A 25,329-nucleotide genomic window follows, 5' to 3' on the forward strand; every position below is an offset into this window, starting at 1 on the left:
TTAAAGGATAACGTGCGTTTATGGCTTTACATTTAACATCGAAAATCATGAAAAAGTATCTATTAAGTGCAGTATTGCTGATAGCTGTAAGCATCAGTGCAAAAGCACAATTTTCTTTAGGCGTAAAGGGGGGTGTCAATTTTTCAAAAATTGGCTCCGATAATTTTAACGACAAAAACCTGACCGGCTACCAGGCTGGTTTATTTGCCCGCGTAGGCAACGGCGTTTACTTACAGCCAGAGCTTTACCTGAGCGGCACCGGCGGTAAATTTGAATCAAATGATAACAACACTGCTTTTAGCGGTAAAGTGAGGTTCACTAACCTCAATGTGCCGTTATTGGTTGGTAAATCATTTGGCGAAAAAGATTTGAACTTCCGCATTATGGCAGGTCCTATTTATACTTACACGCTTGATCAAAGCACCAGCGTAAGTAATAACGTAGGTAATGCATTCAATGATTTTAATAAAAGCAATATTGGTTTCCAGGCCGGGGCCGGTGTTGATATAGGTTCAATCACTGCCGATTTGCGTTACGAGGGCGGCTTAACCAAAGTGAGCGACAGTTTTGCTAAACGCCAAAACCTTTGGGCACTGAGTGTGGGCTTCAAGATTTTTTAAGTTTGAAGTTAGTGAGGACTTGTTAATTGACATTCGTGAGGACACGAACGTTGGAAACGTAAAACGCCCCTGCAGGTTAACCTGCAGGGGCGTTTTACGTTAAGCCTCACCAAACCGTCTCCTTTGGAGATGGCTTGGCTTTTTTTGAAGTCTCCCCTTCCGGGGGAGATTTAGAGGGGGCTGGGTTACTTCGCACTAAACACAACTGATGTTACCCCTGCTGTCATAGCGGCTTTACTTGCCGGTTTGTATATGAAGAACAGCTTGTGCATTTTACCGTCAGTAACCGGCGTAATTACCAGGTGAACAGCGCCGCCTTTAGCATCCTTAGCAGGCACAGGCATACTTCCTTTGCCTGCAAGTGTACCTGTTTCCGAATCAAGTCTTACTTCAAAATTAAGCGGAGCAGTCGGTGGCCCTTGCCAGAAATTGGTAAGGTTAATGGAATGTACCCCGGTAAGATCGATGTTATCCAGCTCAAACCAGCCTTCACCTGGAGGATAGATCATCAGGTTAATGCCATTGTATTTAAAGGCGGTAAACCCGTTGAATTTCTCGGTGCCTTTAAACTGGTAAGTACTGCTGTTTAATGATACAATGGCACTTCCGGTCAACTTCTTAATGTCATTACCGCCATCATCGGTGTATTTAGCCGATAATACCAGCGCGGCCGCTTGTTGTTTTTCAGGCGGAGCAGGCATAATAGTGCCCGATGCCGCTAACGATGGCTTTTGATTGCTGTTATCGAGCGAAAGTACCCAGTTAATGATCTGATCAAGGTCGCCTTGCTTAATGTTCGGATGGGCAGACATTGCGGTTTCACCCCAAGCACCGGCACCACCTTTAATTACCTTTTGGGTGAGTTTGGCCATGGCATTAGGATCTTTTTTGTATCTGGCCGCCACCTGAACAAATGACGGGCCTATGGATTTGCCATCTTCTTTGTGGCAGCTTTTGCAATCCATAGTGAGCATGAGGGTTTTGCCACGATTTTCGGGCTCGCCCTGCTCATGCTGCGTGGCTGATTGTGCTTTATCGAAGCCTTCGATATAATCAAGCCCAACATAAATGCGTTTTGGATCTATCGCTTTGGTGTCAGGTCCATCGGTTACGTTAACCGCGTATTTGAACGGCACACCAGGCAGGTAAAATGACTTATTGCCGCCTGTAATAGCGATAGTAACAGTTGGTTGCTCATTACCCGCGTAAATACTAACCGGCGCGCTTTTGCTTGCTGCACCTTTATCGTCTTTTGCTTCAACAGTAATTTTGTAATCGCCAACTGTTGTGTAAGTATAGCTAAGCGATGGGGTGGTTGTTTCTTTAGTTACACCATTACCCAGGTTCCAGGTGTAAGAAATATTATCTTTTTCCGGATCAGCGGCTTTGGCAGTCAGCTTAACAGTAAAAGGCAGCACGCCTGATGTTTTATCAGCTTTGAAAGATGAAATTTCGGGAGGACGGTTGCCTGAAATATAGTCAATGCGGAACAGGCCTGCATCCGGGTTATGCGAGAACCAGCCACTGCCGTACTCCAACCCATAAAGCCTGCCATCTGGACCAACCTCCATATCAATCATGGAGTTTACCTTCAGCTTAGGGAAGAAAGGTTCCATTTTGTCAAAATCACCTTCAGGAGTTAGCGTGATGGCCTTTATCCAGCCGCGCATCCAGTCGTATGCTAAAAACTTGCCGTTATAATAATCAGGCAGGCGGGTTTCTTCGGGGAACATATCGGTATAATAAACCGGACCAGCCATAGCGTTCCTGCCACCTGCGCCAACCTGCGGAAAATCTGCAGACGGGCCATAAGGGTACCAGATAAATGCAGGTTGTGCCGGCGGCAGATCGGTTAAACCTGTGTTATTACGCGAGTTATTAACCGGGTGCTTAGGATCAAACGCCGGGCCCGATTTGCCTGTGGTATAATCATAAAGGTGGTACGGTTTGTTATCGCCTACAAAATATGGCCAGCCAAAGTTACCCGCTTTTTTAGCCTGGTTAACCTCGTCGTATCCCATGGGGCCACGGTTGTCAAGGCTGTCATTATGCGCATCCGGACCCACTTCGCCCCAGTACAGGTAGCCGTTTTTCTGATCTACCGAAATCCGGTATGGGTTCCTGTCGCCCATTACATAAATCTCCGGGCGGGTTTTTGGCGTACCTTTCGGGAACAGGTTGCCTTCGGGGATTTCATATGTACCATCATCCTTAAGGTTGATACGCATAATTTTACCGCGAAGGTCATTGGTATTACCGGCCGAGCGGCGTGCATCAAACTGCAGGTGACCCGGCCTGTCATCAAGCGGAGCATAACCACTGCTTACATATTTCTGTCCTTTTTCATTAAACGGAGTTGAATTATCCCCGGCCGAGAAGAACAGGGTTTTATCAGGTCCCGGACCAAAGGCTATCGAGCCCCCTGTGTGGCAACAGATCTCGCGCTGTGCCTTTACCTCCAAAATAACTTTCTCGGTTTTTTTATCCAGTGTGTCGTTTTTAAACGTAAACCTTGAAAGGCGGTTTACCGAACTATCGGCAGGACTGTAATAAATGTAAATCCAGTTGTTTTTTTCAAACTCAGGGTCTTTGGCCAGGCCAAGCATCCCTTCTTCGGCATTTACATTGGGCACATGGGCTTTCCAATATACGTCAAAAAAACCAACCTGCTTTACCTTCTGGGTATCGTGCTTGTACAGCATGATCTCGCCGCGGCGCTGGATCACCATAATATCCAGGTTCGGCAATATGGTCATCTCGGTTGGCTCAAAAAATTCGCCGGTTGATAATTGTGTCTTTTTAAAGCGATCCTCATCGGGTGGCAGTTGGGTTTTAGCCTTGCTGTAATCCAATTCCTTATTTTCGCCTATGGCATATTTAATACCGGCAAGCAGCATTTTCAGGTAGCCTGTTTCTTTATAACTTTCGTCGGTATGGCCCATGGCTGTATAAAATGCACGGCCCCCGTCAAAATCATGATACCAGGTGGCAGGGTGGTTACCCATACGCTTCCCTCCTTTGTAACTGTTTTCATCAAGGGTAATGAGTACATGTACATCTGTGGCTAATGGCTTGCGGAAACTATAAAACTCATCGGTGCGTTTCCATACTTTAGGCAGATCTTTAGTTGCATCGTTGTTGGCATCAACTATATTATAAGTGCCGGGCTGTACATTCGGGTTTTTATCATGGATACCCGGGTGGTCATAAAACCAGGCGCCAACCAGGCGACCATACCACCCCCAGTCATATTCTGTATCGGCGGCGGCGTGAATGCCTACATAACCGCCTCCCGCCTGAATATAACGTTCAAAGGCCGCTTCCTGCCTGTAATCAAGTACATCGGCGGTGGTGCTTAAGAAAATAACAGTTGAATACTTTTTGAGGGTATCCTCGTTAAACATGGCCGAGTTTTTTGTAGTGTCTACCTCAAAGCCATTTTCGGCGCCAAGCTTTTTGATAGCGGCTATGCCTGCATCGATGGATGCATGGTGAAAGCCCATGGTTTTTGAAAAGATAAGCACGCGCGGTTTATTGGGGCGTGTTTTGTTACAGGATAAGTAAATGCAGCTGAATGCCACAAGAACCATCAGGACGATTTTTTTCATATCGACTTAATTGCAGATTGGGTTAATTGGTGTTCGGATCGGTTTCAGGACTTAAGGCAGCAATATACCACAATCGATTGCAATAAATTGTTGCCAACCAAATTTATAACTAAATCTTTACGAAACAATATCCAATGTGTAAAAATGACACATTATTTTTTACTGTAATTTTGACGGTTTTTGCTGCGTCCGGTCATATATAGAAAGGTTATTTCCTTTCCTGCTTTTTTCGGCAGGTGCCCGTGAAGCTATCCGGATGATGTTATGCGAATTGGCTTAGGCTGATTACAATATTTTGGAGAGTGCAAAATAAAAAAGCTGTAAAAACAGCAAAGCCCCTGATGGGCAGGGGCCTTTACTAACCAATTATAAACCTAAATTATGAGAAGAGCTGTAGGAGAAGGAGTCGAACCTTCACGGAGTGGTTATTTTTATTGCTAAAAGTTTCCCAATTTCTCCGCCACCGCGACAAGGAGGTGTGTCTGCCAAAAATTTCACCATCCTACAGTGTTGTAAGTCTTAAGTCGTTAGTCTGAAGTTCTAAGTCTTTTGACTTAAGACTTCTGACTTTGTACTTAAACTCGCTGTTGGGGAAGGATTCGAACCTTCACAGAGTGGTTAGCCCGCTTCGGGTTTTCCATGATCTCCGCCACCGGGACAAGGAGGTGTGTCTGCCAAAAATTTCACCACCCAACATTGTTTTTACTTTAAAGAACATTAAGCATTTCCCTTTTGCTTGATACAAATTTAATAGGACTATCTATTTCTTGCAAATATTTCAACAAAAATATTTTATTTTTAATCGAATTTTAATTAAACTTGTATTTCAATATAGATATTCAAATTTATGTCCCACAGAAAAGCTCAAAATTTAGAAATTGATAATCTTGACATCCAGATTTTATCAATATTAATGAAAAATGCTACCACTCCATACACCGAGATAGCTAAAGAGTTGATTGTTTCTGGCGGAACCATACACGTGCGGATGAAAAAGTTAGAGGAGATGGGTGTAATAAAAGGGGCCAGCCTTGAGGTAGATCCGCAAAAGTTAGGATATGACATCACTGCATTCCTGGGTATTTACCTCGAAAAAGGATCACAGTATAATGAAGCTGTAAAGCAATTAAAAACAATTAAAGAAATTGTCGAGTTACATTACACTACCGGCGAATGGAGCATTTTTGCTAAAATTGTATGTCATGATACCACTCACCTGCGTGAAGTTTTGAACGAGCAGATCCAGGGTGTAAGAGGCATTCAACGTACCGAAACCTTCATTTCGCTTGAAGAAAGTATCAGGAGGCAAATAACGCTGGAATAAATTTTACTCAAATTATTGAAACGCCTACAGCCTGGTTTTTACCGGGCTATAGGCGTTTGTTTTATGAAAACCTTAAATTGAATCAAAAAAACGGGCCATTAAACATTAAAAAGGAAAATTCATTGATAATTGGTCCGTAATTTTAGATAATAAAACAAGCTGATAAAACGGACATCATCAGGTTTTATATGGCCTATATTACTTTCAAGATTTTCAGCACAATGCCCGGGCTGAAAATTTATTAAATTCCAAGTTCGATCTTGCCGCAGTTTTGCCCTCTTCAGTAAGCGTTTTATCGGCTTTAACTCTTTTTATCATTTAAGTGTTAAAAAATGTCAAAATCAGTTAATTATATTAATTAAAAAGCCTTTTTCATCTCAATTTCATAAAGCACCGCTACTTTAGTTTTTGTAAAGGATTGATGTAGCGTAATTGATCAAACTCGCGTAAGGTAATTTACGGTGCATTGTGTGTTCATTTTTAGATACTTAAAAGATATTATTATGCTGGCTATAAAAACTTTAACCGATAATTTAACAGTCTACAAACGTAACATACGTTTAATGGGCGATAAATTTGAGATTAGTGTAGTGGGCAATAACCCGCTGCTGGCCGATGAGCAAATTGACATTGCCATTGATGAAATTAACAGGGTTGAAAAACTCCTTTCGGCTTTTAGCGATGACAGCAGCATCAACCACATAAACCGTAATGCCGGTGTTGCCCCGGTTAAAGCCGATGGAGAAACATTTAGGCTCATTAACAGGGCACTGCAAATATCAGAACTTACTTACGGCGCTTTTGATATTACTTACCTGGCTGATAACGCGTTTAACGAAACCACAACCGAAAACAATTCGGTAAAAACCGCCAAACGTACGCTATCACTGGCCAGCTACAAAAACATAGTGCTTGATACTGTTAAACAAACTGTTTTTCTGAAAGAAAAAGGGATGCGCATAGGCTTTGGCGCAAACGGCAAAGGCTACGCCGCCGACAGGGCTAAATATGTATTGCAAATGAACGGTGTAAGCAGCGGCGTGATCAATTTTGGCGGTGACCTGCTTGCATGGGGCCTGCAACCAAACCTGCAGCCCTGGACTGTTGCTGATGCCGACATTACTCAGCTAAACCAACCCTTTGCTGATTTGGAGATCAGTAACCTTGCTTTTGCTACATCGGTTAATGCCGAAAAATATGCAAGCATCAGCAATAAAAAATTCACCAACGTATTTAACCCTAAAAAAGGTTTTCCGGTTAGCGGTATTACAAGCGTAAGCATCCTTAGCCCCACCGCTGAATTTGCCGATGCTTTGGCCACACCGATACTCACCATAGGTGTTAACGCCGGCTTATACATGATCAATCAGCTTAACCAGGTTGCCTGCGTTATTATTGACGATCAAAACCGGGTTTATCCGTCAAAAGACATCGCTCTCTGACTTTCAAACATTCAAGTACACTCATAAACCTTTCATCATAATTGTGATCTGTTATAATTCATTTGCATCGGCATTTTTACAAGTGCTTCTGTAAATGAATTGTTATTTGTTGTACCTTTCTCATTTTGGTGTAAACATTTAAATTGACCGTTATTTGAGCCTTATTTTTACCTTTTCTTCTCCTCAATGATAAAGTGGTTTGCGTATATTGTCCTGTTATTGATATTTGCAACACGTATATCATTTGCCAATGCTCTTATAAAAAACATTGATGCACCTGCTCATACCGGTAACAAAAAGCCGGGGGTGTTGTCGTATACTTCATTAGCGGCTGATACTACTACCAAAACCAAAAAGCAACTGGAGGATGAAAAGAAAAAAATAAAAGAAATAGCCAAAGCAAAGCGGCAGGCTAAGCCGGCTACCGTTGACGACGATGCCGTACCGCCTAAGCCCAAACCAAAAAGGCAGCGCCGGCCCGAAGGCATGGAGCGCCCGCCCGAAATACCGAGGAGAAATGGCAGTTAAACCGGTTAAACAATTTACCATATTGATGAAATACCTTTGCTTACTTTTTTTTATGGCTGCAAGCGGCACCGTATTTGGTGCGGATACTGATTTGCGCCTTTTTGCCGGTAAGCATCCCTTAGTAGCCGATTCTGACACCATTATTCGTAAACGGTCAATTTCGGCCGGGGTAAGTTATGGCAGCGACGTGCTGTTTTTTGGCCGTACCGGCCCGGTAAAATATCCTTTTGTTACTGCCGATCTGATTTATAATACCAAGTCGGGTATCTTTTTATATGGGTCGGCTTTTAAGGTTTTGGGTTATGCCCCTGTTGACGAGGTTGATTTGGGCGGAGGTTATTTTTACAAATTTTCGAAGGCTTTTTCAGGCTCAGTAAGTTATACGCGGTTCTTTTTTGCCCGGGATGCCGCGCAGGTTATTAAGTCGGCCTCCTCAAATGATATCAATTTTAAAAACTCATACGATTGGCATTACCTTAAAACAAGTGCTGTGCTCGATTATCTTTTCGGAAAATCGAACGACATTTTTTTAACCATAAGCAATTCAAAATACTGGGAAAGCAGCTGGAGCATTTTTGACGACCAGGATTTTCTTTCCTTTAACCCTTCCTTTAATTTCATCCTGGGCACGCAGAATTTTGTTCAGCGCTATTCACTTGATCATCATTTCAGGGACGAGGCCGCCAATATTTCTATACAATATGACCCGCGTTATGCGAGCCGTAACCGCCGGTTCAACATGCTTAATTACAGCTTCAAAATCCCGGTGGCTTATAACCGGCCGCATTATACGTTTGAATTTTCGTACAAATATTCTATCCCTGTTAACGTAGAAGGAGTATTGCTTAACCGGCGCGAGTCATTTTATAATTTAACTTTTTACTACGTTTTTTATTAGTCATAATACATGAATGTTTTAATAATAGAAGACGAAACAGCACTTGCCCACGAACTTGAAATTTTTCTTTCAAACTATAACTATATCTGCGAGGTTTGTTTTGACGGCACTTCGGCATCCGAAAAAATTGCCACAAACCTGTATGATTTTATATTGATAGACCTGGGCCTGCCCGATTATGACGGCCTTGATCTGCTCAGGGAATCAAAAAAGACTAATTCGGAGGCGGCATGTATTATACTCACCGCCCGTGCAGAGATCAACGACCGGATCAAAGGCCTCGACCTTGGCGCCGACGATTATTTGCCTAAGCCTTTTTCGTTGCTTGAGCTGCAAAGCCGTATGCAGGCCATCATCAGGCGTAAGTTTGGGGTTAAAAATAACATTGTTGAACTGGGTGGTTTCCTGATCGACCTTACCGCACGTACTATATCCTATTATAACAGCGTTGTTAATACCATTACCAAAAAAGAATTTGACCTCATAGCCTATTTAATTTTACATAAAAACCGTACGCTTACCCGCATGCAGCTGAGCGAGCATATTTGGGGCAGCGTGGTGAATAATGACTATGACAGCAATTATATTGACGCGCATATTAAAAATATCCGTAAAAAATTAAATGCCTATGCCCCGCCCGACTGGCTGGAAACGGTACGTGGTTTGGGTTATAAAATAAAGATCAACGCCTGAGTATTTGAAATTAGGAACAAAACTTACACTTTTTAACGCCATCTCCAAGCTGGTTATCGTGATACTGTTTGTATTGCTTGTTCCTGTATTGATCAAAAATATCAGCCGTAATTATGTCGACAGCAAGCTTATCAAACAAAAAAACAAGCTGCTGCAAATTGTAAAAAGCAAGGGCATTGAAACCTACATCGAAAACGGCGAAGGCTACGGCAGCTACCTCCCGCTTAAAGAGGAATATATCAGCCTGGACGAAGTTGACCCCGATTATTTCCTGGATACTATAAAAAGAGGCAAGCGCCTTTTTAGTGAGGGGGATACTTTAGAGTATCGCATATTAAGTCACACTTTTAAGGTTAAGAACAAAAATTACCTGCTGGAAATTGGCAAAAGTGTGGATACTTTGGATGAAACCAGCGTTCCCCTGCAAAATATAGCTTTCCAGGTATTGCTGGGAATGATCTTGCTGACCGTACTGGCCGACCAGGTATATTCAACCTATGTACTTAAGCCTTTACGGCTTATTATTAAAACCAAGCTTGTAGGGCAAAAATTCCCTAATTTTCATACCTACCGGCAGGTACGTACTACCACATCAGATTTTCAGCATCTGGATATCAGTATCCATAACATGATCGAAACCATTGCCGATAAGTTTCATAAAGAGCGGGAGTTTATTTCCAACGCATCGCATGAGCTTATGACACCCATCTCTATTCTTCAGTCAAAAATCGAGAATATGTTTGAGGAGGAGGATATCAACGATGAGCTTAAAGGCAGGTTATTGGAAATGCAAAAGATCCTGAACCGGTTGAAGAGCATTACGAAAACGCTGCTACTCATTTCCCAGATAGAGAACGAACAGTTTTTAAAAGAAGACAAGGTATCGGTATCCGAACTGTTGCAAGAGGTTTATGACGAGATCTCCATTCGTCTGCAGGATAAAAACATCAGCTATGAAATGTTGATGCCAGAGAACTGGCATTTTGTCAACATCAATAAATTTTTACTCTTTAACCTGTTCTTTAATCTTATCAACAATGCCATTAAATACAATCTTGAGGGCGGCAGCATTAAGGTAACAGGCATTGCTGTAAATGATAAGTATATGATCAGTATAGCTGATACCGGCATCGGTATAGATGAAGACGCCATCCCGCTGATCTTTAACCGCTTTAAAAAATTCAGACAGTCATTACAACAAGACAGCTTTGGATTGGGCCTGCCTATTGTAAAATCAATAGCGGCCTTTCATGATATTGAAATCAATGTAATTTCTGAAAAAGATAAAGGAAGTACCTTTAAACTTATTTTCCCGGCTACACTGATAGTAATTTCCTAAAACTGCAAAAAGGCATGCCAAATTGTACTGTAGCAAAAATTTTACTGCTGCTTTGTACTAAAAATCGGGCAGTGTTGCAAAAATCAATAATCCCGTATTCTTTACTTCATTGAAATTAACTTTACTTATCATTAAAAAAATGTTGCTATGATTGATGGGAGATGTTCTTTTGATAGAAGCGGCGCATAATACTGCCATCCGCTTTTTTTGGCATCTGCTTTGTAAAAAGTACGGTATAACATAATATACAAGTACGATGAGAACGCTTAAATTAAAAGTAGCCACCCTTGGTATAGCATTAGCTACAGCAGGCATATTAGGCTCAGGATGTAATTCACTTACAAAAACACAAAAAGGTGCTGCTATTGGCGCGGGTGCCGGTGGTACAGTAGGTGCTTTTATTGGTAAAGCTGCCGGTAATACCGCTTTAGGTGCTATTATAGGTGGTGCTGTAGGTGGTACCGCGGGTGCTTTTATCGGCCGTAATATGGACAGGCAAGCTGCCGAAATTAAACAAACAGTGCCGGGCGCCACAGTAACCCGCGAAGGTGAAGGTATTTTGGTTAAATTTGATTCAGGTATTTTATTTGATACTGATAAATCAGATTTAAAATCTGCCGCTCAAACTAACCTGCAAAACCTTGCAGCGTCGTTACAAAAAAATCCGGAAACTAATATCACCATTATTGGCCATACCGATAATACCGGATCTGACAGTTATAATCAAACACTTTCAGTAAAGAGGGCGGATGCTGTAAAATCATATTTAGTTGCGGGTAATGTAGCTTCATCACGTATGACAGTGACCGGTAAAGGCGAAAGCGAACCAATTGCCGATAATACCACTGCCGATGGCCGCGCACAAAACCGCAGGGTTGAGATCACCATTGTGGCAAACGAAAAAATGAAGGAGCAGGCTAAACAAGCTGCCCAGTAACACAGTGAATTAATAATAAGATCAGTTAATAGTTTAAAGAAGAAGTCCCCGGCGCAAAGCCGGGGCTTTTTGGTATATGCCAAAATCACTATTCGCACATTTGTTAAACAATGTGTTATCCCAACTGATAAAAACATTTTGTAATCAACAAGTTAATCACCTACTTTTGCAGTATGGTAAAAAGATCAGGAGCGATATTACTCACTATGCTGTACACAGTTACGGTATTGGGCTTTGCTCTTAATTTCCATATTTGCGGCGACTACGTAGCATCTGTAAAAATTGATGCCCCGGCGGTTAACTGCAAAATGGACCAAAAAGGCGGCAAAATGAAATGCTGCAAGGATAAACAGCTTGAAGTAAAAGTAAAAGACGCTCACCAGGGCGAATCAACTTCGTTTTTAGCAAAGATGTTTGGCTTTGAACTGCCAAGCTGGTCGTTCGACAACCTATTTCCGGCCTTGCCATCTTCTTCTTCCGACAAATTTTATGACCGCAGCCCTCCCGATCCATCGGTTCAGGGCATCGCCACATTTATCCGCAACTGTATCTTCCGCATTTGATCTGTTAATTGTTAAACCCGGTAAACCTTATCAATAGTTTATTCTCTAACAATTAATTACACGATCAACATGAAAACTTTAAAAATATTCATCATCATATTTGCGCTTTCAGTAACAGCAGCTAAAGCCCAATTTACCAAAGCCGAACTCCAGGTTAGCGGCCTTACCTGCGCCCTGTGCGCCAAATCAACCGAAAAAGCATTACGCACACTGCCGTTTATTGGCGAGATCAAAACTGATCTGATCCGTAACACTTACCTCATTACCTTTAAAAATGACGTGCCGGTAAATTTCGAGCAGATCAGCAAAAAGGTTCAGGGCTCGGGATTTTCGGTTAACAGTTTAAAAGCCACTTATAATTTTGCCAATACCAAAGTTGCCGAGAATACATTTAACTACGGGGGCGATACTTACCGCCTGCTTAACGCTGCCGATAAATCATTTACCGGCGATGTGAGCTTTACCGTGGTTGACAATGGTTTCGCACCCAAATCGGTATCAAAAAAATACCTTGGCCAGGTTACCGATACTGCCCCTGCAAGTGGCCGCGTTTATCATTTAGCTATCTAAATTCTTCATTTAACATCATTTTTTATGAAGAGGATATTATTGGCTGCTTGCCTTATGGCAATGGCACGCCCTGTATTGGCGCAGGAACTGTATGTAAATACGGAACCGGCCAGCAATATGGCAACCGGCTCATTGGGCATCCGCGTGGAAAACCAGGGATACTTTAAGCCATCGTACAAAAACCGCAGTACTATTGAGGCCATGTATGGTGTTAGCCGGCATTTGATGGTGCATGGCTCGGTTTACATGTCTGATTATTATAATTCAAGCCAGCACTTTGAAGGTGGCAGCGTGTACGCCAAGTACCGGTTCCTATCTATCGATACCGTTCAGCGGCATTTTAGGGGGGCATTTTTTGCCAAACTGGCAAGCATCAACAACCCCATAGTAAACCGTGAAATTACTTTGGAAGGGGATAACAGCGGAGCACAAGGCGGGGTGGTTTTCACCCAGTTGCTGCATAAGCTGGCACTTTCAGGTTCGGCAAGCTATTTGCGGGCGTTTAATAACAGCGGGAACTATGAAATTTCAACCCATAGAGTACGTAATGCCGCGGCTTATACCTTATCTGGCGGCTATTTGCTTTTGCCGCGTAATTATCGCGACTACAAGCAGGTAAATTTAAACTTGTATTGTGAACTGCTGGGCAAAACCAACCCAGGGCATAACGAAAGTTATCTGGACGTTGCACCCGCTTTGCAACTGATATTTAACAGTACCTGCCGGCTTGATTTCTCGTACCGTACGCCTATCTATAATGATATGCAACGGAATACTAAAAACATGTACCTCATCAGGCTGGAGTACAACTTTTTTAATCTTTAACCTACACTAATATGAAAGCATATATTGTGTTAATTGCCCTAAGCCTGGCTGCCGTGGGCGCATCCGCTCAGCACCATCACGATATGAAGATGAGCGATACCACAAAAAAGAATATGCGCATGAACAGCACCAAACCTATGGTTATGGATATGGGCAATATGAAAAAGGATACGCCCATGCACCATATGATGATGACGAGCCAGTTCTCGCGCGATCTCCCCATGAACCGCGATGGTTCAGGTACTTCGTGGGTGCCTGATGAAACTCCGATGTATGCCTACATGATCCATGGTAAAAAATGGATGAGCATGGTACATGGTAGCTTTTTTGCGCGCTATAACAACCAGGACCTGTTTAATTCGGGCAAGAGAGGTGGCAGTAACAGAATTGATGTACCCAACTGGCTTATGTTCATGACCCAGCGAAAGGTAGGCAATAATGGGCTGTTCTCCATTAATACCATGTTCTCGTTCGATCCCTTTTTAGTGGGCAACGGCGGCTATCCGCTCCTGTATCAAACCGGCGAATCCTACAAAGGACAAAAATTGGTCGACAAACAGCACCCACACGATCTTTTTGCCGAGTTGAGTGTAGCTTATACCCAGCGCGTGGCTAAGGATGCTGATCTCTATCTTTCGTTCGGTTACCCGGGAGAGCCGGCTTTAGGTCCGCCGGTATTTATGCACCGCCTTTCGGCCATCAATGACCCCGATGCGCCGCTTGGTCATCATTACCAGGATGCTACACATATCACCTTTGGTGTTGCAACATTGGGCTTCCGCATAAAAAATGTCAAACTGGAGGGATCCATATTTACCGGCCGCGAGCCGGATGAGCACCGCTATGATTTTGATAAAATGCGATTTGATTCATACTCGGCACGTTTATCCTATAATCCATCCAAAGAGTGGGCCCTGCAGGTATCAGACGGATGGATCCACAGCGCGGAAGAAGCTGAGCCGGGGCAAAACGTAAACAGGTTCACTGCATCAGCCATCCATACCAAAATGTTAAGCAAAAACAGCTATGTAGCAACTACACTGGTTTACGGACAAAACCATTATTCGGACAATCATAAAACGCAGCCGTCCGTTTTATTGGAGAATACTTTACAGCTCAACAAAACCGCTGTTTATGGCAGATATGAATTTGTGCAAAAAGACGCCGAAGAACTGGACATGCACGATGCCTATCCGCTTAACCCCAACTTTAATATCAATGCTTTAACCCTGGGAGCAAACCGTATTTTAAGCAGCTTCAAAAACACCAATGTTACCGGCGGCGTACAGGCTACGCTCAATGTTTCACCATCGGCGTTAAAGCCGCTTTACGGTAGCGCACCTGTTGGCTTTGAAGTTTATTTAAGGATAAGCCCGGCATTGATGAAAATGTAATGATCCCTAATTTTTCGAATTAAGTCGAATTACACGAATTAAAAACAATTCATAATTCCGCCATCTTGCAATAACAGTTTCGTCTGAACATCAGACAAAACACAAAGAGGCCCGGATTGCAGCAGCAAACCGGGCCTCTTTGTGTGTATTCGTAAAATTCGACTTAATTCGAAAAATTAGTGCCGATGATTATTTAAGTGTAATACCTGTTTTACCCATAGTACCACCATCAGCATAAAGCATAATGGTATAAGTGCCTTTTTGGAATGGCAGGGTTGGGTTTATCCAGTCGATGGTGTATTGTGTGCCATCATCCTTAAAATCAATGGATGTTTTGTAGGTGTATTGCAGGTCCTGGCCATCGGCGCTGAAAGTTCCTGAATCAGGTGCTGTAATCAGGTTTCCGGTTGGATCAATGACGCGTACATAAATATCATGCATAGCTTTTGTAGCCAAAGTATTGCTGGCCACAGTGAAGTTGATCTTCAGTTTTTTGGCTGGGTTTGCACGGGTTACATCAACCTCTTTTCCGCTGCCTTTTATTTTATAGGCCACCACATCTGATGTTGCCAGCTTGAGTGCCTGGGCTACTTTCACCTTAGCACCAAGATCCTCATTTTGTTTGGATAGCGTATCCACCTTTTTGGCAACCGTTGCCAAATTGGTTTTTAAAGTGTCCCTTTCGGTGGTGAGCGATGTGTTCTGTTTTTTGAGCTCATCAATGTCGGCAGTATACTTGGTTACAAAATAACGGAGTTGTTTTACATCCTCCTGTACTTTGGCAAGTTCTTGTGCGGTAAGTTTACCTTTGGCCAGTTTAGCCCTCAAAACTTTAATGGTAGATTTTAACGAATCGTTTTTGGCGGTTAGTGCCGCGGTCATCTTGGCTTTGCCTGCAGTGACCTGTTCAACCTGCGATTCAAGACTGTCGAGCTCGGTTTGCAGCCTTGTTTGCTCATCATGCTGATAAACTATTTTTTTATCGGAGTTGTTTTTTTGCAGGTACAGATACACATCGGTACCCAATAAAGCAAGCACTACTACAATAAGAAAATAAATGACGTTTGAGTTTTTCTTAGGTTGTTGTTGCCCAGATTGGTTTTCCATAGCAATTAAATGTTAAGTTTTAGCATAGTTAAGCAAGTGGTATAACAAAAGCTTAGCTATAGTGTTTAGTTTTTAACGAAATATCAACTGTTAATTGATGTAAAGCGCTTTCCTGCAAGTATATACAGATGCGTTTATCCTTAATGGTTAACATATTGAACGTTAAAACACTAAAAATATGATTTTTTAAAAAATTATTACATCAATTGTTTTAGGCGTTGAGCTAAAATAACTACAAAATGTTTAAAACACAATAAGGCTTCAATTTTTATACTTCATAATAAACCTGCTACGTTATGAGTTTATATCTTTGCAACTTTCAATTTAATTCTATTTGATGCATATATACCAACGGTTCATACTCCTGATTATAATCCTGTTTACAAGTTTAACAGTTAATGCGCAGCCGGCCGATCTTGTACCGGCACCGGTTGATGTAAAAATGCAGCCTAAGCGCGAATTCAGGGGAGTATGGATAGCCACCGTGGTTAACATTGACTGGCCAACCAACTCCAAAGCTCCATCAGAAAAGCAGAAACAAGAGCTTATAGATATACTGAACTCGCACCAGGAAACCGGGATCAATGCGGTTATGCTACAGGTGCGGCCCGCTGCCGATGCATTTTATGCCAAAAGCCGTGAGCCCTGGTCGAAATATTTAACCGGTAAACAGGGCCAGGCCCCCAGCCCTAATTATGACCCGCTTGAATTTGCCATCACCGAAGCACATAAACGCGGCATGGAGCTGCACGCCTGGTTTAACCCTTACCGCGCTACTTTTGACGGCAACTTTGCAGCGCTTAGTCCGCAGCATATTACCAAAATAAAGCCTGAATGGTTCTTTACCTACGGCGGCATTAAAACTTTTAACCCCGGCCTGCCCGAAGTGCGCGACTATATTGTACAGGTAATACTGGATGTTGTGGATAATTACGACATAGACGGCGTACACATGGACGATTATTTTTATCCATATCCCATTGCCGGTCAAAAAATAAACGACGAGGAAACATTTAGAAAGTACGGTGAGGGTTACGATAATATTAAAGACTGGCGCCGTCATAATGTGGACCTGCTGATACATATGATTGCCGACAGCGTTCATGCGCATGATCCTAACGTCAAATTTGGTGTAAGTCCTTTTGGCATCTGGGCTAATAAAGCGCAAAATGAGGAAGGTTCCGAAACCAATGGCGGTTCCTCATATTATGAAAACTACGCCGATACCCGCAAGTGGGTAAAAGAAGGCTGGATAGATTATATCAATCCGCAGCTTTACTGGCAGATAGGCAACCGTGCCGCCGATTTTCAAAAGCTGCTCGACTGGTGGGGCGACAATACTTATGGCAGGCATTTGTATGTAGGCCAGGCGGCTTACCGCATCAATGAGCGCAAAGTTCAGGCTTTCAGGAGCCCGGCTCAGCTACCTCGGCAAATAGAACTTATTCGCAACAACCCAAGGGTTCAGGGCAGTGTTTACTTTAGTTCCAACTCACTCACCAGCAACCCGCTTGGCTTTACCGACTCGCTCCGCGACAATTATTACCAATACCCTGCACTGCCGCCGGTAATGCTATGGCGCGATTCGATACCGCCTAACGCCCCTCAACAGGTTACGGCCAAAGCCGTAGGTAAAAGTGTAGCAGTGAGGTGGCTTACTCCAACTTTAGCTAAAGACGAAGAGCCGGTTTACGGCTATGTGATCTACCGCTTTAACGATGGTGAAAAGATAGACATCGACAATCCTAAAAACATTCTCAAAATCAAATATGATCCCACGCTTGGATACGACGATAATACTGTTATTAAGGGTAAAACTTATTTTTATGTAGTCACAGCATTAGATAGGATGAAGAATGAGAGTGAAAGGTCGCCAACGATAGCCGTCACGGTTCCGTAATGCTTTAATATCCCGTTGTCATTTCGAAACGAGGACCGGGTGAGAGATCTTATGCACTATAAACAAGCGGGTATGCAATGCGTTTAAGCCGGGCGTATAAGATCTCGCTTTCGCCTCAATGTTCAACCCCTCTCTGCTCAGTCGAAATGATTATAACTCAATCAACCCTTTTTCCTTCAGTTTATTGAGGTAGATATCGATCTCGCTATCGCCCATGCCAAAAATACTTTCATTTTTCCAAAAAGCGTGGTAAATGGCCGTTTTGGTTTTTGCGCCGCCATTATAAATATCCAGTAGTTTTTGTTCGATATAGCTCAACCCATCCGCATTGGTTTGCATCCGTTTAAGGTGTGCCTGTAGTGCGGGCTTAAGCAGCGGGAGGCCGCCCCAAAAGGTATTTTCGTTTAGCCATTTTTCTAACCCGGCGAGGTCATTATTAACATATAGCCTCCATGCATCGGCGGCCAGCCCGAGCTCCCATTCGTTCAGGTGCTCGCGGGCATCATACAACTCTTCAAATTGTTCGCCGGTTAATTCACCGAGGCCTTTCTTATTATCAAACTGAACGCAATCGGCCAGGCAAATGAGATAAATGGCCGGGGCCGACATATCGGTTTTCAGCGAAAGCATTTCCAATACGCCCAGCAGGTTTACCTGGCAATGCAAATCAAATTCAAACCACAGGTTAATCTCGGTATACCGGCTGTTTAGTTTGCCAAGCTCATCTATCACTTTATGCTGATATTCATCTGCCGGGGCATCGAATGTTGTCCCAATCCAATCGCGGCGCGCGGTCCAGAAACTTCCTGAAAGGATATTTTCCTGTAAAGGGCCTTCAGAAAACACCTCGCGCCAAACCATAACATCGCCATCGAGACCGGTTTGATCAAAACCATCTAACGCGGCATCGCCATTTAATATATGTAGGATAGCGTTCATAAAAGCTAAGTTATAAATAAAACCGGGGCCATCTCTAAAGGGGAATTTGTCAATCTTAATTTTAAATTCAGATTGCAAAAGTAGACCAGCATATGATACAGACTGGTGTTTTACATGCCGTTGCGCGGTACCCAGGCCTGGCTTTTAATGAGCCATTTACCGCTCACTATCCTTAATACGAACGAAAAAGCCCCCTGTTCTTCAAAATGTTCGCCATTCACAAGGCCTGTATATTCAACAGGAGCTATGAGGTAAACTATTTCGTCGGTTTGCTGAAAAGTTTTGATGCGCTGCAAATCGACTTTAAAATCCCTGATCTTAAAATCCTTAACCGCTTTTTGTACCGAATTTATCCATTGCACACCGGCCAGTTGCCCGTTCCACGAAAAGGGAGGCTGTTCATCGGCTACTACGGCATTAGGAGCGTAAAGATCAGATACTGCTTCGATACTGAAAGTGCCGGAAGCTTTTATTACCGTTTCAACAACCTGGCGCACCTCGGGCTTTAATTTAGCTACCGTATCGGCGGGCAACATCATTTTTGCCGAAGCTGCAATACCAGGCAAACTGCTCATAAACATGCACAGGCATAAAAGGGGTAGTAAATGCTTTTTCATGATCTTAACGATTTCACACTATGCTATTAAAGCCGTTCAATATACGAATAAGCCGTTGTAAAAATACTTTTTGATCGCTATTGTTTCAGCAGCAATAAAAAAGAGTCATCGGGTGACATTTAACTTATCTTTTGCTGTTCATGTAATCAATAGTCATATTGCACAAAGCTTTTACACCTAAACTAAAGCCGCTTTCATCAATATAAAAATCGGGTGTATGGTGCGATGGTGCTTTCAGCGGATCGCCCCCCTTTGGCATACCGCCCAAAAATATGAACAAGCCCGGTACCTTTTCCTGGTAAAAGCTAAAATCTTCGGCGCCCGTTACAGGGGGGCGCAACAACACATTAGCGGCACCGGCAGTTTGCTGCAGGCTCGGCAGCATTTTTTGGGTCAGCTCGGGGTCGTTATAAGTAACCGGATAGTGGTTACTGTACGGAATCTTTACCGTAGCTGTTGCTCCCTGCGCTTCGGCTGTTTTGGTGGCAATTTCGGTTACCCTGGTAACCAGCATTTTTTCGTCAGCAGGGGTGAAGGAGCGGAGGGTACCCAGCATTTCAACCGATTCGGGGATAATGTTTGAGCGATTGCCTCCCTTTATGGCACCAATGGTAACTACTGCCGGGTTCTCGGTTATATTGACATTGCGGCTCACTATGGTTTGCAGGTTATTGATGATCTGGGCCGAAGTTACGATAGGGTCAACGCTCGACCATGGATAAGCCCCGTGCGCCGACCGCCCTTTTACGATGATCTGCATGTCATTAACCCCGGCCATTGTGCCGCCCGGCCGATAGGTTATTTTGCCAACCTCCGTTTGCGAATTGATGTGCAGGCCAAAAACCACGTCGACTTTTGGGTTGTCCAACACCCCTTCTTTTACCATCTCCTCGGCCCCGCCTTTCTGTCCGGGTTCAACGCCCTCTTCGGCGGGTTGAAAAATGAATTTTACGGTTCCGTGCAAGTCTGCTTTCATTGACGATAGCACCTGTGCAACCGCCATCAGTATGGCCATGTGCGAATCGTGCCCACAGGCATGCATCACGCCAACCTCCTGTCCGTTATAAGTAGTTTTTACTTTAGATGCAAACGGCACAGGCGTACGCTCAATAACCGGCAACCCGTCCATATCCGCCCTCAGAGCCACAACCGGGCCCGGATGCCCGCCTTTCAACACCCCAACCACACCGGTAGTAGCTATACCGGTTGTTACCTCAATACCCAATGATTGTAAATGCTTTGCGATAATGGCTGAGGTGCGCACCTCATGGTTACCCAATTCAGGATGTTCATGAAAATCACGCCGCCAGGTTGTTACCTGCTCCTGCAAGGCATCGGCTTTAGCATTTACATGCTGGCGCAGCGGTTTTTTTTGCGCCAATGCTTGTAACGAAAAAACACATAAGGATAAAATAAGGCTTGCTTTCATACGGGTTGTTTAGTGATAGTAATATAAGCACAATAGTTTGAATATGATAGATTGGGGAGTAATAGCTATGAGCCCCAATAAAAGTGGCAAGCGTGGTTCTTTTCGTGAGATGACAGAGCCGTTAACTTAAGCCAGCAAGGGGGTTAACAGGGTTAACACAATTTCGATTATACGAACACAAGTTATTGAAGATCAATTATTTAATAAACATATAGGGTTACCTAAATCGTCGGCAAACTGGAGCTGGGTGGCCATCAACTTAAATAAGAAAAAGCGCATAATCGCGTGGTCTCGCATAGAAGTCGGCGGGGAGGACTGTGTTTAGCAGCGATGTGAATATTGAAGCTCCATCGTTATTCCAACGCGCGCGCTCAAAAGGGGAATTATTCTCATATCTTAATACCTTCCAACATTTTTATTACCTTAAGCCCTCACATCAACAAAATATCTTTAAATGGCACTTTTAGGCAATTTAGGTAATTACAAAAACTTCGGGTTACTGATCATCCGTATCGGGTTGGGTATTATGTTCATTTATCACGGCTATCCTAAATTGATAGGCGGCACAGAAAGCTGGAAACACCTTGGCGCATCTATGAAATATGTCGGCATTCATTTTTGGCCGGTGGTTTGGGGTCTGCTTGCAGCTGTTACCGAATGTTTTGGCGGTTTCCTGCTTATCATCGGATTGGCTTTCCGGCCGGTTTGTATCCTATTATTTGTAAACATGATAGTAGCCGCCTTAATGCATTTAGGTACAAGCGGCGGCCTGGGCGATGCCGCTCATGCCATAGAAGATGCTGTTATGTTTGCCGGTTTAATATTTATTGGGCCAGGGAAATATAGCGTGGATAAAAAATAATTACATTAATTTAATATTAAAGCAACCGCTTCCGCTATTCTCAATTAAATATTTATCAAATACCGTTAAAACACCTATTGGCGGGAAATATATTGATTTATATATTTATAGAAATATATCACAAATCAATATGAAAAAACAATTATTATGGGGCGCCGCCCTATTATTAAGCGGACTTACAGCGTGTAAGAAAAATGATTTTGGCAGTAACCAAGCTAATACGTCTAAAACAATCAAAACTAATGTGGCAGCACCCAATTATGTTGAGTTACAACCCTATCCTAATGTGCCCGGAACTTATTTTGCGACTTACGGCCAGGCACCACTCGTTATTTCGGGCTTATATTATGATACAAGGCAGTATCCTACCTTTAAGGAAGGTATCCCTGCCTTTGGATCAGTAAGTATTCCTGGTCCTGATTATATGCATTCGGTTGTAACTGAAGAGGGCTATTCCACCGGCAAATCATTTGTAGTTACTGCTACTTATCAATCAGCCACAAATTATCAGGCAATCCATAATGATCTGGTTCGTTACTATAAAGCCGTTGACCAATGGATTGCTGAAAGCGCGATCATAGACATGTCTCCTCCAATTATGAGGGATTATATAAAAACGAGTTATACAGCCAGTGGTTCACAGATAGTTGCAACTTCCGGAAAACTGATTACAATAACAACCGGATCAAAATGGGCAATTGCTACCGGTGATTACAAAATACCTAAACCGATTGTAGCCGAGCATATGCTTGGAGCAGTAAATGACCCTCTAAACTCCAATATTGTTTACTATTTATATGGTTTAAACGGCAATATAACCAGGATTAGTACTAACGCGCAATCAGCCACTGGTACATATACAGCAACAGCTAATCCTAACGTTAATACTGTTACCGTGACCATAAAACGCACTAATGGAACTACATTTCAACTTACGCAACAAAATACCATCGATTTAACTTAGTCAAGTAATTATAAAGTAGAGGACAACATTATTTACTCTATGAATCTGTGTAACAACGATACATGTTAGCTGTATTAAAATTTAATAATGCTAAAAAGGCTGCACTTTTGAAGTGCAACCTTTTATTTTACAGCCCGGATGATCTTTTGCTGTCAAATAATTGATTAATCATGACAGACAACCTAAAACCATAATTTGTATTACAAAAACTTTCGCCAAATATATTTTGCGTACAGATGTTTTAAATTTATTCGTAAACCGACGTCTACGTGCTGTATTAAGAAAGAGGTGTTCTTAATTAAGAAGAACAACCTCTTTTCTAAGAGAAATCATCAAGTTAACTTCTACCTCGGGCCTTTATAAACCAAAGTATCGGTAGTAGCTCTGTTTGAAGGTCCGGTTCCCCAATAAACAGATATATAAAATGTTTTAGTTGCAGGATCATATCTATTATCGTAACCAGGTAAGTTCTTCAAAGCAGGATTTGACGACGAAGCAACAGTTATTTTATTAGTAGCAGAGTTAACTGTAATAGTAGTACCAGCAAGGCCCCCCGCAGAAGACCCATCTCGCCACGGTATTTGAAACGAAACAGCACTTGCTGAAACAGTAGCTAACGGACGAGTTACGCCTGATTTAATAATACCGGCTAATGTTCCGTCATCGCCTTCTCTCGTAACAAAACCTTTAACTGTGTAAACACCATCATACTGATTTTTAGCCTGCACATTATAAAAAACCGTTTTATACTGGCTTATTTTCTGACCGCTCGCATCAGCTATACTTATAGGCAAAGCATAGGCGGTAGATGGATTAAGCAACGTAGTATTCGGCAAAGTTACTGTCATGTAACCCAAATGTTGGTTGGCCGGCACCGTAACTTTCAAATTATCCAGCGTATAATAGTTGCTTGGTAATAATGTATAAAGCGCCGGAGGTGCGGGTTGATCAACCGTCCCGGTGTTGTCATTTTCATAGGCAAGACTGTCTATTTTGTATTGAGCTTCTGTATCGTCATTGTACTTCTTCAAAGCTGCGGCATCAACTATTAGCGTAACTGTTAAAGCAGATCCCAAAGCTTTGGGCGCGGCAACGTTTACCGGTACCTTAAACGATTGCGGTGTGTTTAGTATCGGGAAAGCTTCTGCATGAAACAGTCCTGATGCTGCAATTGGCAATTCAATAAGCGTACCCACATTTTCAAAATCTACATATCTGTTGTCCTTCAGGCACGAAGTGATTGTAGTAACCCCGGCCAACAATAACAAGGCCGTTAGTTTTGAATATATATTTTTTTTCATGTCTATCAGTTTTTAATTACTTAGCCCAGAATATCTTTGAGCCAAATGGGTTAATAGTACCTTCTTTGCCAACATTATCGGCATTTTGCTGGTATTCAGAGGTTGGATATAAAATCCTTGTTGGCAAACCAGTACCAATAGCTTTTGAATCAATTGATCGTGGAACACCGGCAGGGAAGCCTGTTCTTCTTAATTCATTGTAAGCTTCAAGGCTACCATAACCTGTTAATGAAATCCATTTTTGAGTTATTATTGCCCTTTCTTTATCAGTACTTGCTGCCCAGCTAACATTTGCAATATTTTGATTGTAATAAGTAGTTGCATTGGCGGCAGTTAATCCAACAGCTACGAATGAGGCTGTTATGCCTTGCTCATACAACGATTGAGCAGTTGCACCGGTAATTTTACCATTTTGAACTGCTTCAGCCTGTAAAAAGAACGATTCGGCAGATGACAGTAAAATACCGTCCTGAGCAGCGGATTTGAGTAGTCCCGATCCGATAGCACTTGTACCAGCATTCGGGATGGCAGTCGCATCACCAAAAATAATACCCACAATTGCACCACTTGTAATTGGTGCATAAAATTTAGATACCCTTGGGTCATTAAAGCTGTTAAGCAAGTTTACCTCGAAAGCATTAGCACGGTAATATGCATTATTACCTGTTGGGTTACCATTTTGATCAAAGCCAAAGCTTCTCCAAAATGGACTTTGCTGACCGCCAACCGCATCGCTGTTTGCATAACCGGGCTGAGTAGCCGCTTGTACACTTGCTGTAAGATAAGCAGAACCAGCAGTGGGTAATGTAGCAGAGATTCCGCTACGTAAAGATAAGCGTAATTTCAAAGTATTAGCAAACTGTTTCCACTTGGTCATATCACCTTTAAAAACGATATCAGAAACGTCGGGATTTGTTGCAGAAGTGTTAGCATCAATAAGGGCAATGGCTGCATCTATTTGCTTAATCAAATCTGCGTAAATATCAGCTCCCTTGTCATACTTTGGAAAGAAGGTAGTCGAAGCTTTAAAAGCGTCTGTATATGGAACATCATTATAGTTATCAACCAACTGCTCAAAATCATATGCTTTCATGATCTTTGCAATGGCCCTGAATTTAGCTAATGATGCATCAGCGGCACCCATCTTTTCAAGATTATCAAAGTTGGTAAGATTTGAATAGAGCGGGGCAAATACCTGGAAGTTATCCGTAGTAAACTGGTATTGTTGCAGTGTTGGACTTGGCACATAGTTACCGCTTGGCGATAACTGACCTGCCCATACACCATAATGCGGATAGTTGATGTTAACAATATCGGCTGCAATTTTCAAAGCACCCGCCAATGTGAACTGCGGGGTAGTAACCGAAGGGGTATTCGGGTTCACCTGAAGGTCTAAGAAATCTTTTTTACAACCGGAAATACCGACCGTAAGCAGACCAACCATTATATATATATATTTTTTCATTTCT

Annotated in this window: 22 protein-coding genes and 1 tRNA gene; 15 read left to right on the forward strand and 8 right to left on the reverse strand. The window is 42.7% G+C overall.

Going from position 1 to position 25,329, the window contains the following annotated elements:
- The first annotated feature begins 47 nt into the window (after nucleotides 1-47).
- The gene (locus tag FHW88_RS12550) at nucleotides 48-620 is read left to right on the forward strand and encodes a porin family protein (protein ID WP_176625773.1); all 573 of its coding nucleotides are present in this window, start codon (nucleotides 48-50) and stop codon (nucleotides 618-620) included.
- Nucleotides 621-805: 185 nt separating this feature from the next.
- Here the strand turns inward: FHW88_RS12550 and FHW88_RS12555 are convergent, their stop codons facing one another.
- Nucleotides 806-4,228 carry a ThuA domain-containing protein gene (locus tag FHW88_RS12555; RefSeq protein ID WP_176625775.1) on the reverse strand — a complete coding sequence of 1,141 codons (3,423 nt, stop codon included), beginning with the start codon at nucleotides 4,226-4,228 and terminating at the stop codon, nucleotides 806-808.
- A 584-nt stretch (nucleotides 4,229-4,812) separates the two neighbouring features.
- A tRNA-Asp gene (locus tag FHW88_RS12560) sits at nucleotides 4,813-4,924 on the reverse strand.
- Between the two features lie 151 nt (nucleotides 4,925-5,075).
- On the opposite strand from FHW88_RS12560, the gene FHW88_RS12565 reads away from it, so the two are divergent.
- The 11 genes from FHW88_RS12565 (at nucleotide 5,076) to FHW88_RS12615 (ending at nucleotide 14,741) form a co-directional block, all read left to right on the forward strand.
- A complete protein-coding gene (locus tag FHW88_RS12565; RefSeq protein WP_090532141.1) occupies nucleotides 5,076-5,552 on the forward strand; it encodes an Lrp/AsnC ligand binding domain-containing protein in 477 nt (158 codons plus the stop codon).
- Between the two features lie 503 nt (nucleotides 5,553-6,055).
- Nucleotides 6,056-6,994: an FAD:protein FMN transferase gene (locus FHW88_RS12570; protein ID WP_176625777.1), complete on the forward strand. Its 939-nt coding sequence runs from the start codon at nucleotides 6,056-6,058 to the stop codon at nucleotides 6,992-6,994.
- A 186-nt stretch (nucleotides 6,995-7,180) separates the two neighbouring features.
- The gene (locus tag FHW88_RS12575) at nucleotides 7,181-7,522 is read left to right on the forward strand and encodes a hypothetical protein (protein WP_176625779.1); all 342 of its coding nucleotides are present in this window, start codon (nucleotides 7,181-7,183) and stop codon (nucleotides 7,520-7,522) included.
- Nucleotides 7,512-8,420, forward strand: coding sequence for a hypothetical protein (locus FHW88_RS12580; protein WP_139160022.1), 909 nt, complete (start codon nucleotides 7,512-7,514; stop codon nucleotides 8,418-8,420). The genes FHW88_RS12575 and FHW88_RS12580 overlap by 11 nt, the downstream gene beginning before the upstream one ends.
- 9 nt (nucleotides 8,421-8,429) lie before the next feature.
- A complete protein-coding gene (locus tag FHW88_RS12585) occupies nucleotides 8,430-9,113 on the forward strand; it encodes a response regulator transcription factor (protein WP_090532151.1) in 684 nt (227 codons plus the stop codon).
- A 4-nt stretch (nucleotides 9,114-9,117) separates the two neighbouring features.
- Nucleotides 9,118-10,452 (forward strand): sensor histidine kinase, encoded by a 1,335-nt coding sequence (locus FHW88_RS12590; protein ID WP_176625781.1) that lies wholly within the window; start codon nucleotides 9,118-9,120, stop codon nucleotides 10,450-10,452.
- A 256-nt stretch (nucleotides 10,453-10,708) separates the two neighbouring features.
- A complete protein-coding gene (locus FHW88_RS12595) occupies nucleotides 10,709-11,389 on the forward strand; it encodes an OmpA family protein (RefSeq protein WP_090532155.1) in 681 nt (226 codons plus the stop codon).
- A 173-nt stretch (nucleotides 11,390-11,562) separates the two neighbouring features.
- Nucleotides 11,563-11,952 carry an HYC_CC_PP family protein gene (locus FHW88_RS12600; protein WP_090532157.1) on the forward strand — a complete coding sequence of 130 codons (390 nt, stop codon included), beginning with the start codon at nucleotides 11,563-11,565 and terminating at the stop codon, nucleotides 11,950-11,952.
- A 69-nt stretch (nucleotides 11,953-12,021) separates the two neighbouring features.
- Nucleotides 12,022-12,522 carry a heavy-metal-associated domain-containing protein gene (locus FHW88_RS12605; RefSeq protein WP_090532159.1) on the forward strand — a complete coding sequence of 167 codons (501 nt, stop codon included), beginning with the start codon at nucleotides 12,022-12,024 and terminating at the stop codon, nucleotides 12,520-12,522.
- Nucleotides 12,523-12,546: 24 nt separating this feature from the next.
- The gene (locus tag FHW88_RS12610) at nucleotides 12,547-13,347 is read left to right on the forward strand and encodes a hypothetical protein (protein WP_176625783.1); all 801 of its coding nucleotides are present in this window, start codon (nucleotides 12,547-12,549) and stop codon (nucleotides 13,345-13,347) included.
- 11 nt (nucleotides 13,348-13,358) lie between these two features.
- Complete coding sequence (locus FHW88_RS12615) at nucleotides 13,359-14,741, forward strand: hypothetical protein (protein ID WP_176625785.1); 1,383 nt, start codon at nucleotides 13,359-13,361, stop codon at nucleotides 14,739-14,741.
- Between the two features lie 189 nt (nucleotides 14,742-14,930).
- Here the strand turns inward: FHW88_RS12615 and FHW88_RS12620 are convergent, their stop codons facing one another.
- The gene (locus FHW88_RS12620) at nucleotides 14,931-15,848 is read right to left on the reverse strand and encodes a hypothetical protein (RefSeq protein ID WP_176625787.1); all 918 of its coding nucleotides are present in this window, start codon (nucleotides 15,846-15,848) and stop codon (nucleotides 14,931-14,933) included.
- A 337-nt stretch (nucleotides 15,849-16,185) separates the two neighbouring features.
- Here FHW88_RS12620 and FHW88_RS12625 point away from each other — a divergent pair, with 337 nt between their 5' ends.
- Nucleotides 16,186-17,748 (forward strand): glycoside hydrolase family 10 protein, encoded by a 1,563-nt coding sequence (locus FHW88_RS12625; RefSeq protein WP_176625789.1) that lies wholly within the window; start codon nucleotides 16,186-16,188, stop codon nucleotides 17,746-17,748.
- A 150-nt stretch (nucleotides 17,749-17,898) separates the two neighbouring features.
- On the opposite strand, the gene FHW88_RS12630 is transcribed toward FHW88_RS12625, so the two are convergent.
- The 3 genes from FHW88_RS12630 to FHW88_RS12640 form a co-directional block, all read right to left on the reverse strand.
- Nucleotides 17,899-18,687 (reverse strand): DUF1835 domain-containing protein, encoded by a 789-nt coding sequence (locus tag FHW88_RS12630; RefSeq protein ID WP_176625791.1) that lies wholly within the window; start codon nucleotides 18,685-18,687, stop codon nucleotides 17,899-17,901.
- Nucleotides 18,688-18,797: 110 nt separating this feature from the next.
- Entirely contained in the window at nucleotides 18,798-19,304 is a 507-nt protein-coding gene (locus tag FHW88_RS12635) for a DUF4440 domain-containing protein (RefSeq protein ID WP_112656106.1), read from the reverse strand.
- Nucleotides 19,305-19,428: 124 nt separating this feature from the next.
- Nucleotides 19,429-20,733, reverse strand: coding sequence for an amidohydrolase (locus FHW88_RS12640; protein ID WP_176625793.1), 1,305 nt, complete (start codon nucleotides 20,731-20,733; stop codon nucleotides 19,429-19,431).
- A gap of 454 nt (nucleotides 20,734-21,187) precedes the next feature.
- Here FHW88_RS12640 and FHW88_RS12645 point away from each other — a divergent pair, with 454 nt between their 5' ends.
- The gene (locus tag FHW88_RS12645) at nucleotides 21,188-21,595 is read left to right on the forward strand and encodes a DoxX family protein (RefSeq protein WP_176625795.1); all 408 of its coding nucleotides are present in this window, start codon (nucleotides 21,188-21,190) and stop codon (nucleotides 21,593-21,595) included.
- A 130-nt stretch (nucleotides 21,596-21,725) separates the two neighbouring features.
- Nucleotides 21,726-22,559, forward strand: a complete 834-nt coding sequence (locus tag FHW88_RS12650) for a hypothetical protein (protein WP_176625797.1) — start codon at nucleotides 21,726-21,728, stop codon at nucleotides 22,557-22,559.
- A 344-nt stretch (nucleotides 22,560-22,903) separates the two neighbouring features.
- On the opposite strand, the gene FHW88_RS12655 is transcribed toward FHW88_RS12650, so the two are convergent.
- Together FHW88_RS12655 and FHW88_RS12660 are read right to left on the reverse strand one after the other, a co-directional pair.
- Complete coding sequence (locus FHW88_RS12655) at nucleotides 22,904-23,860, reverse strand: DUF1735 domain-containing protein (protein WP_176625799.1); 957 nt, start codon at nucleotides 23,858-23,860, stop codon at nucleotides 22,904-22,906.
- A 16-nt stretch (nucleotides 23,861-23,876) separates the two neighbouring features.
- A complete protein-coding gene (locus tag FHW88_RS12660; protein WP_176625801.1) occupies nucleotides 23,877-25,325 on the reverse strand; it encodes a SusD/RagB family nutrient-binding outer membrane lipoprotein in 1,449 nt (482 codons plus the stop codon).
- Nucleotides 25,326-25,329 lie beyond the last annotated feature (4 nt).

Origin of the sequence: Mucilaginibacter sp. SG538B (assembly GCF_013376065.1) — a bacterium.
GTDB classification, from domain to species: Bacteria; Bacteroidota; Bacteroidia; order Sphingobacteriales; family Sphingobacteriaceae; genus Mucilaginibacter; species Mucilaginibacter rubeus.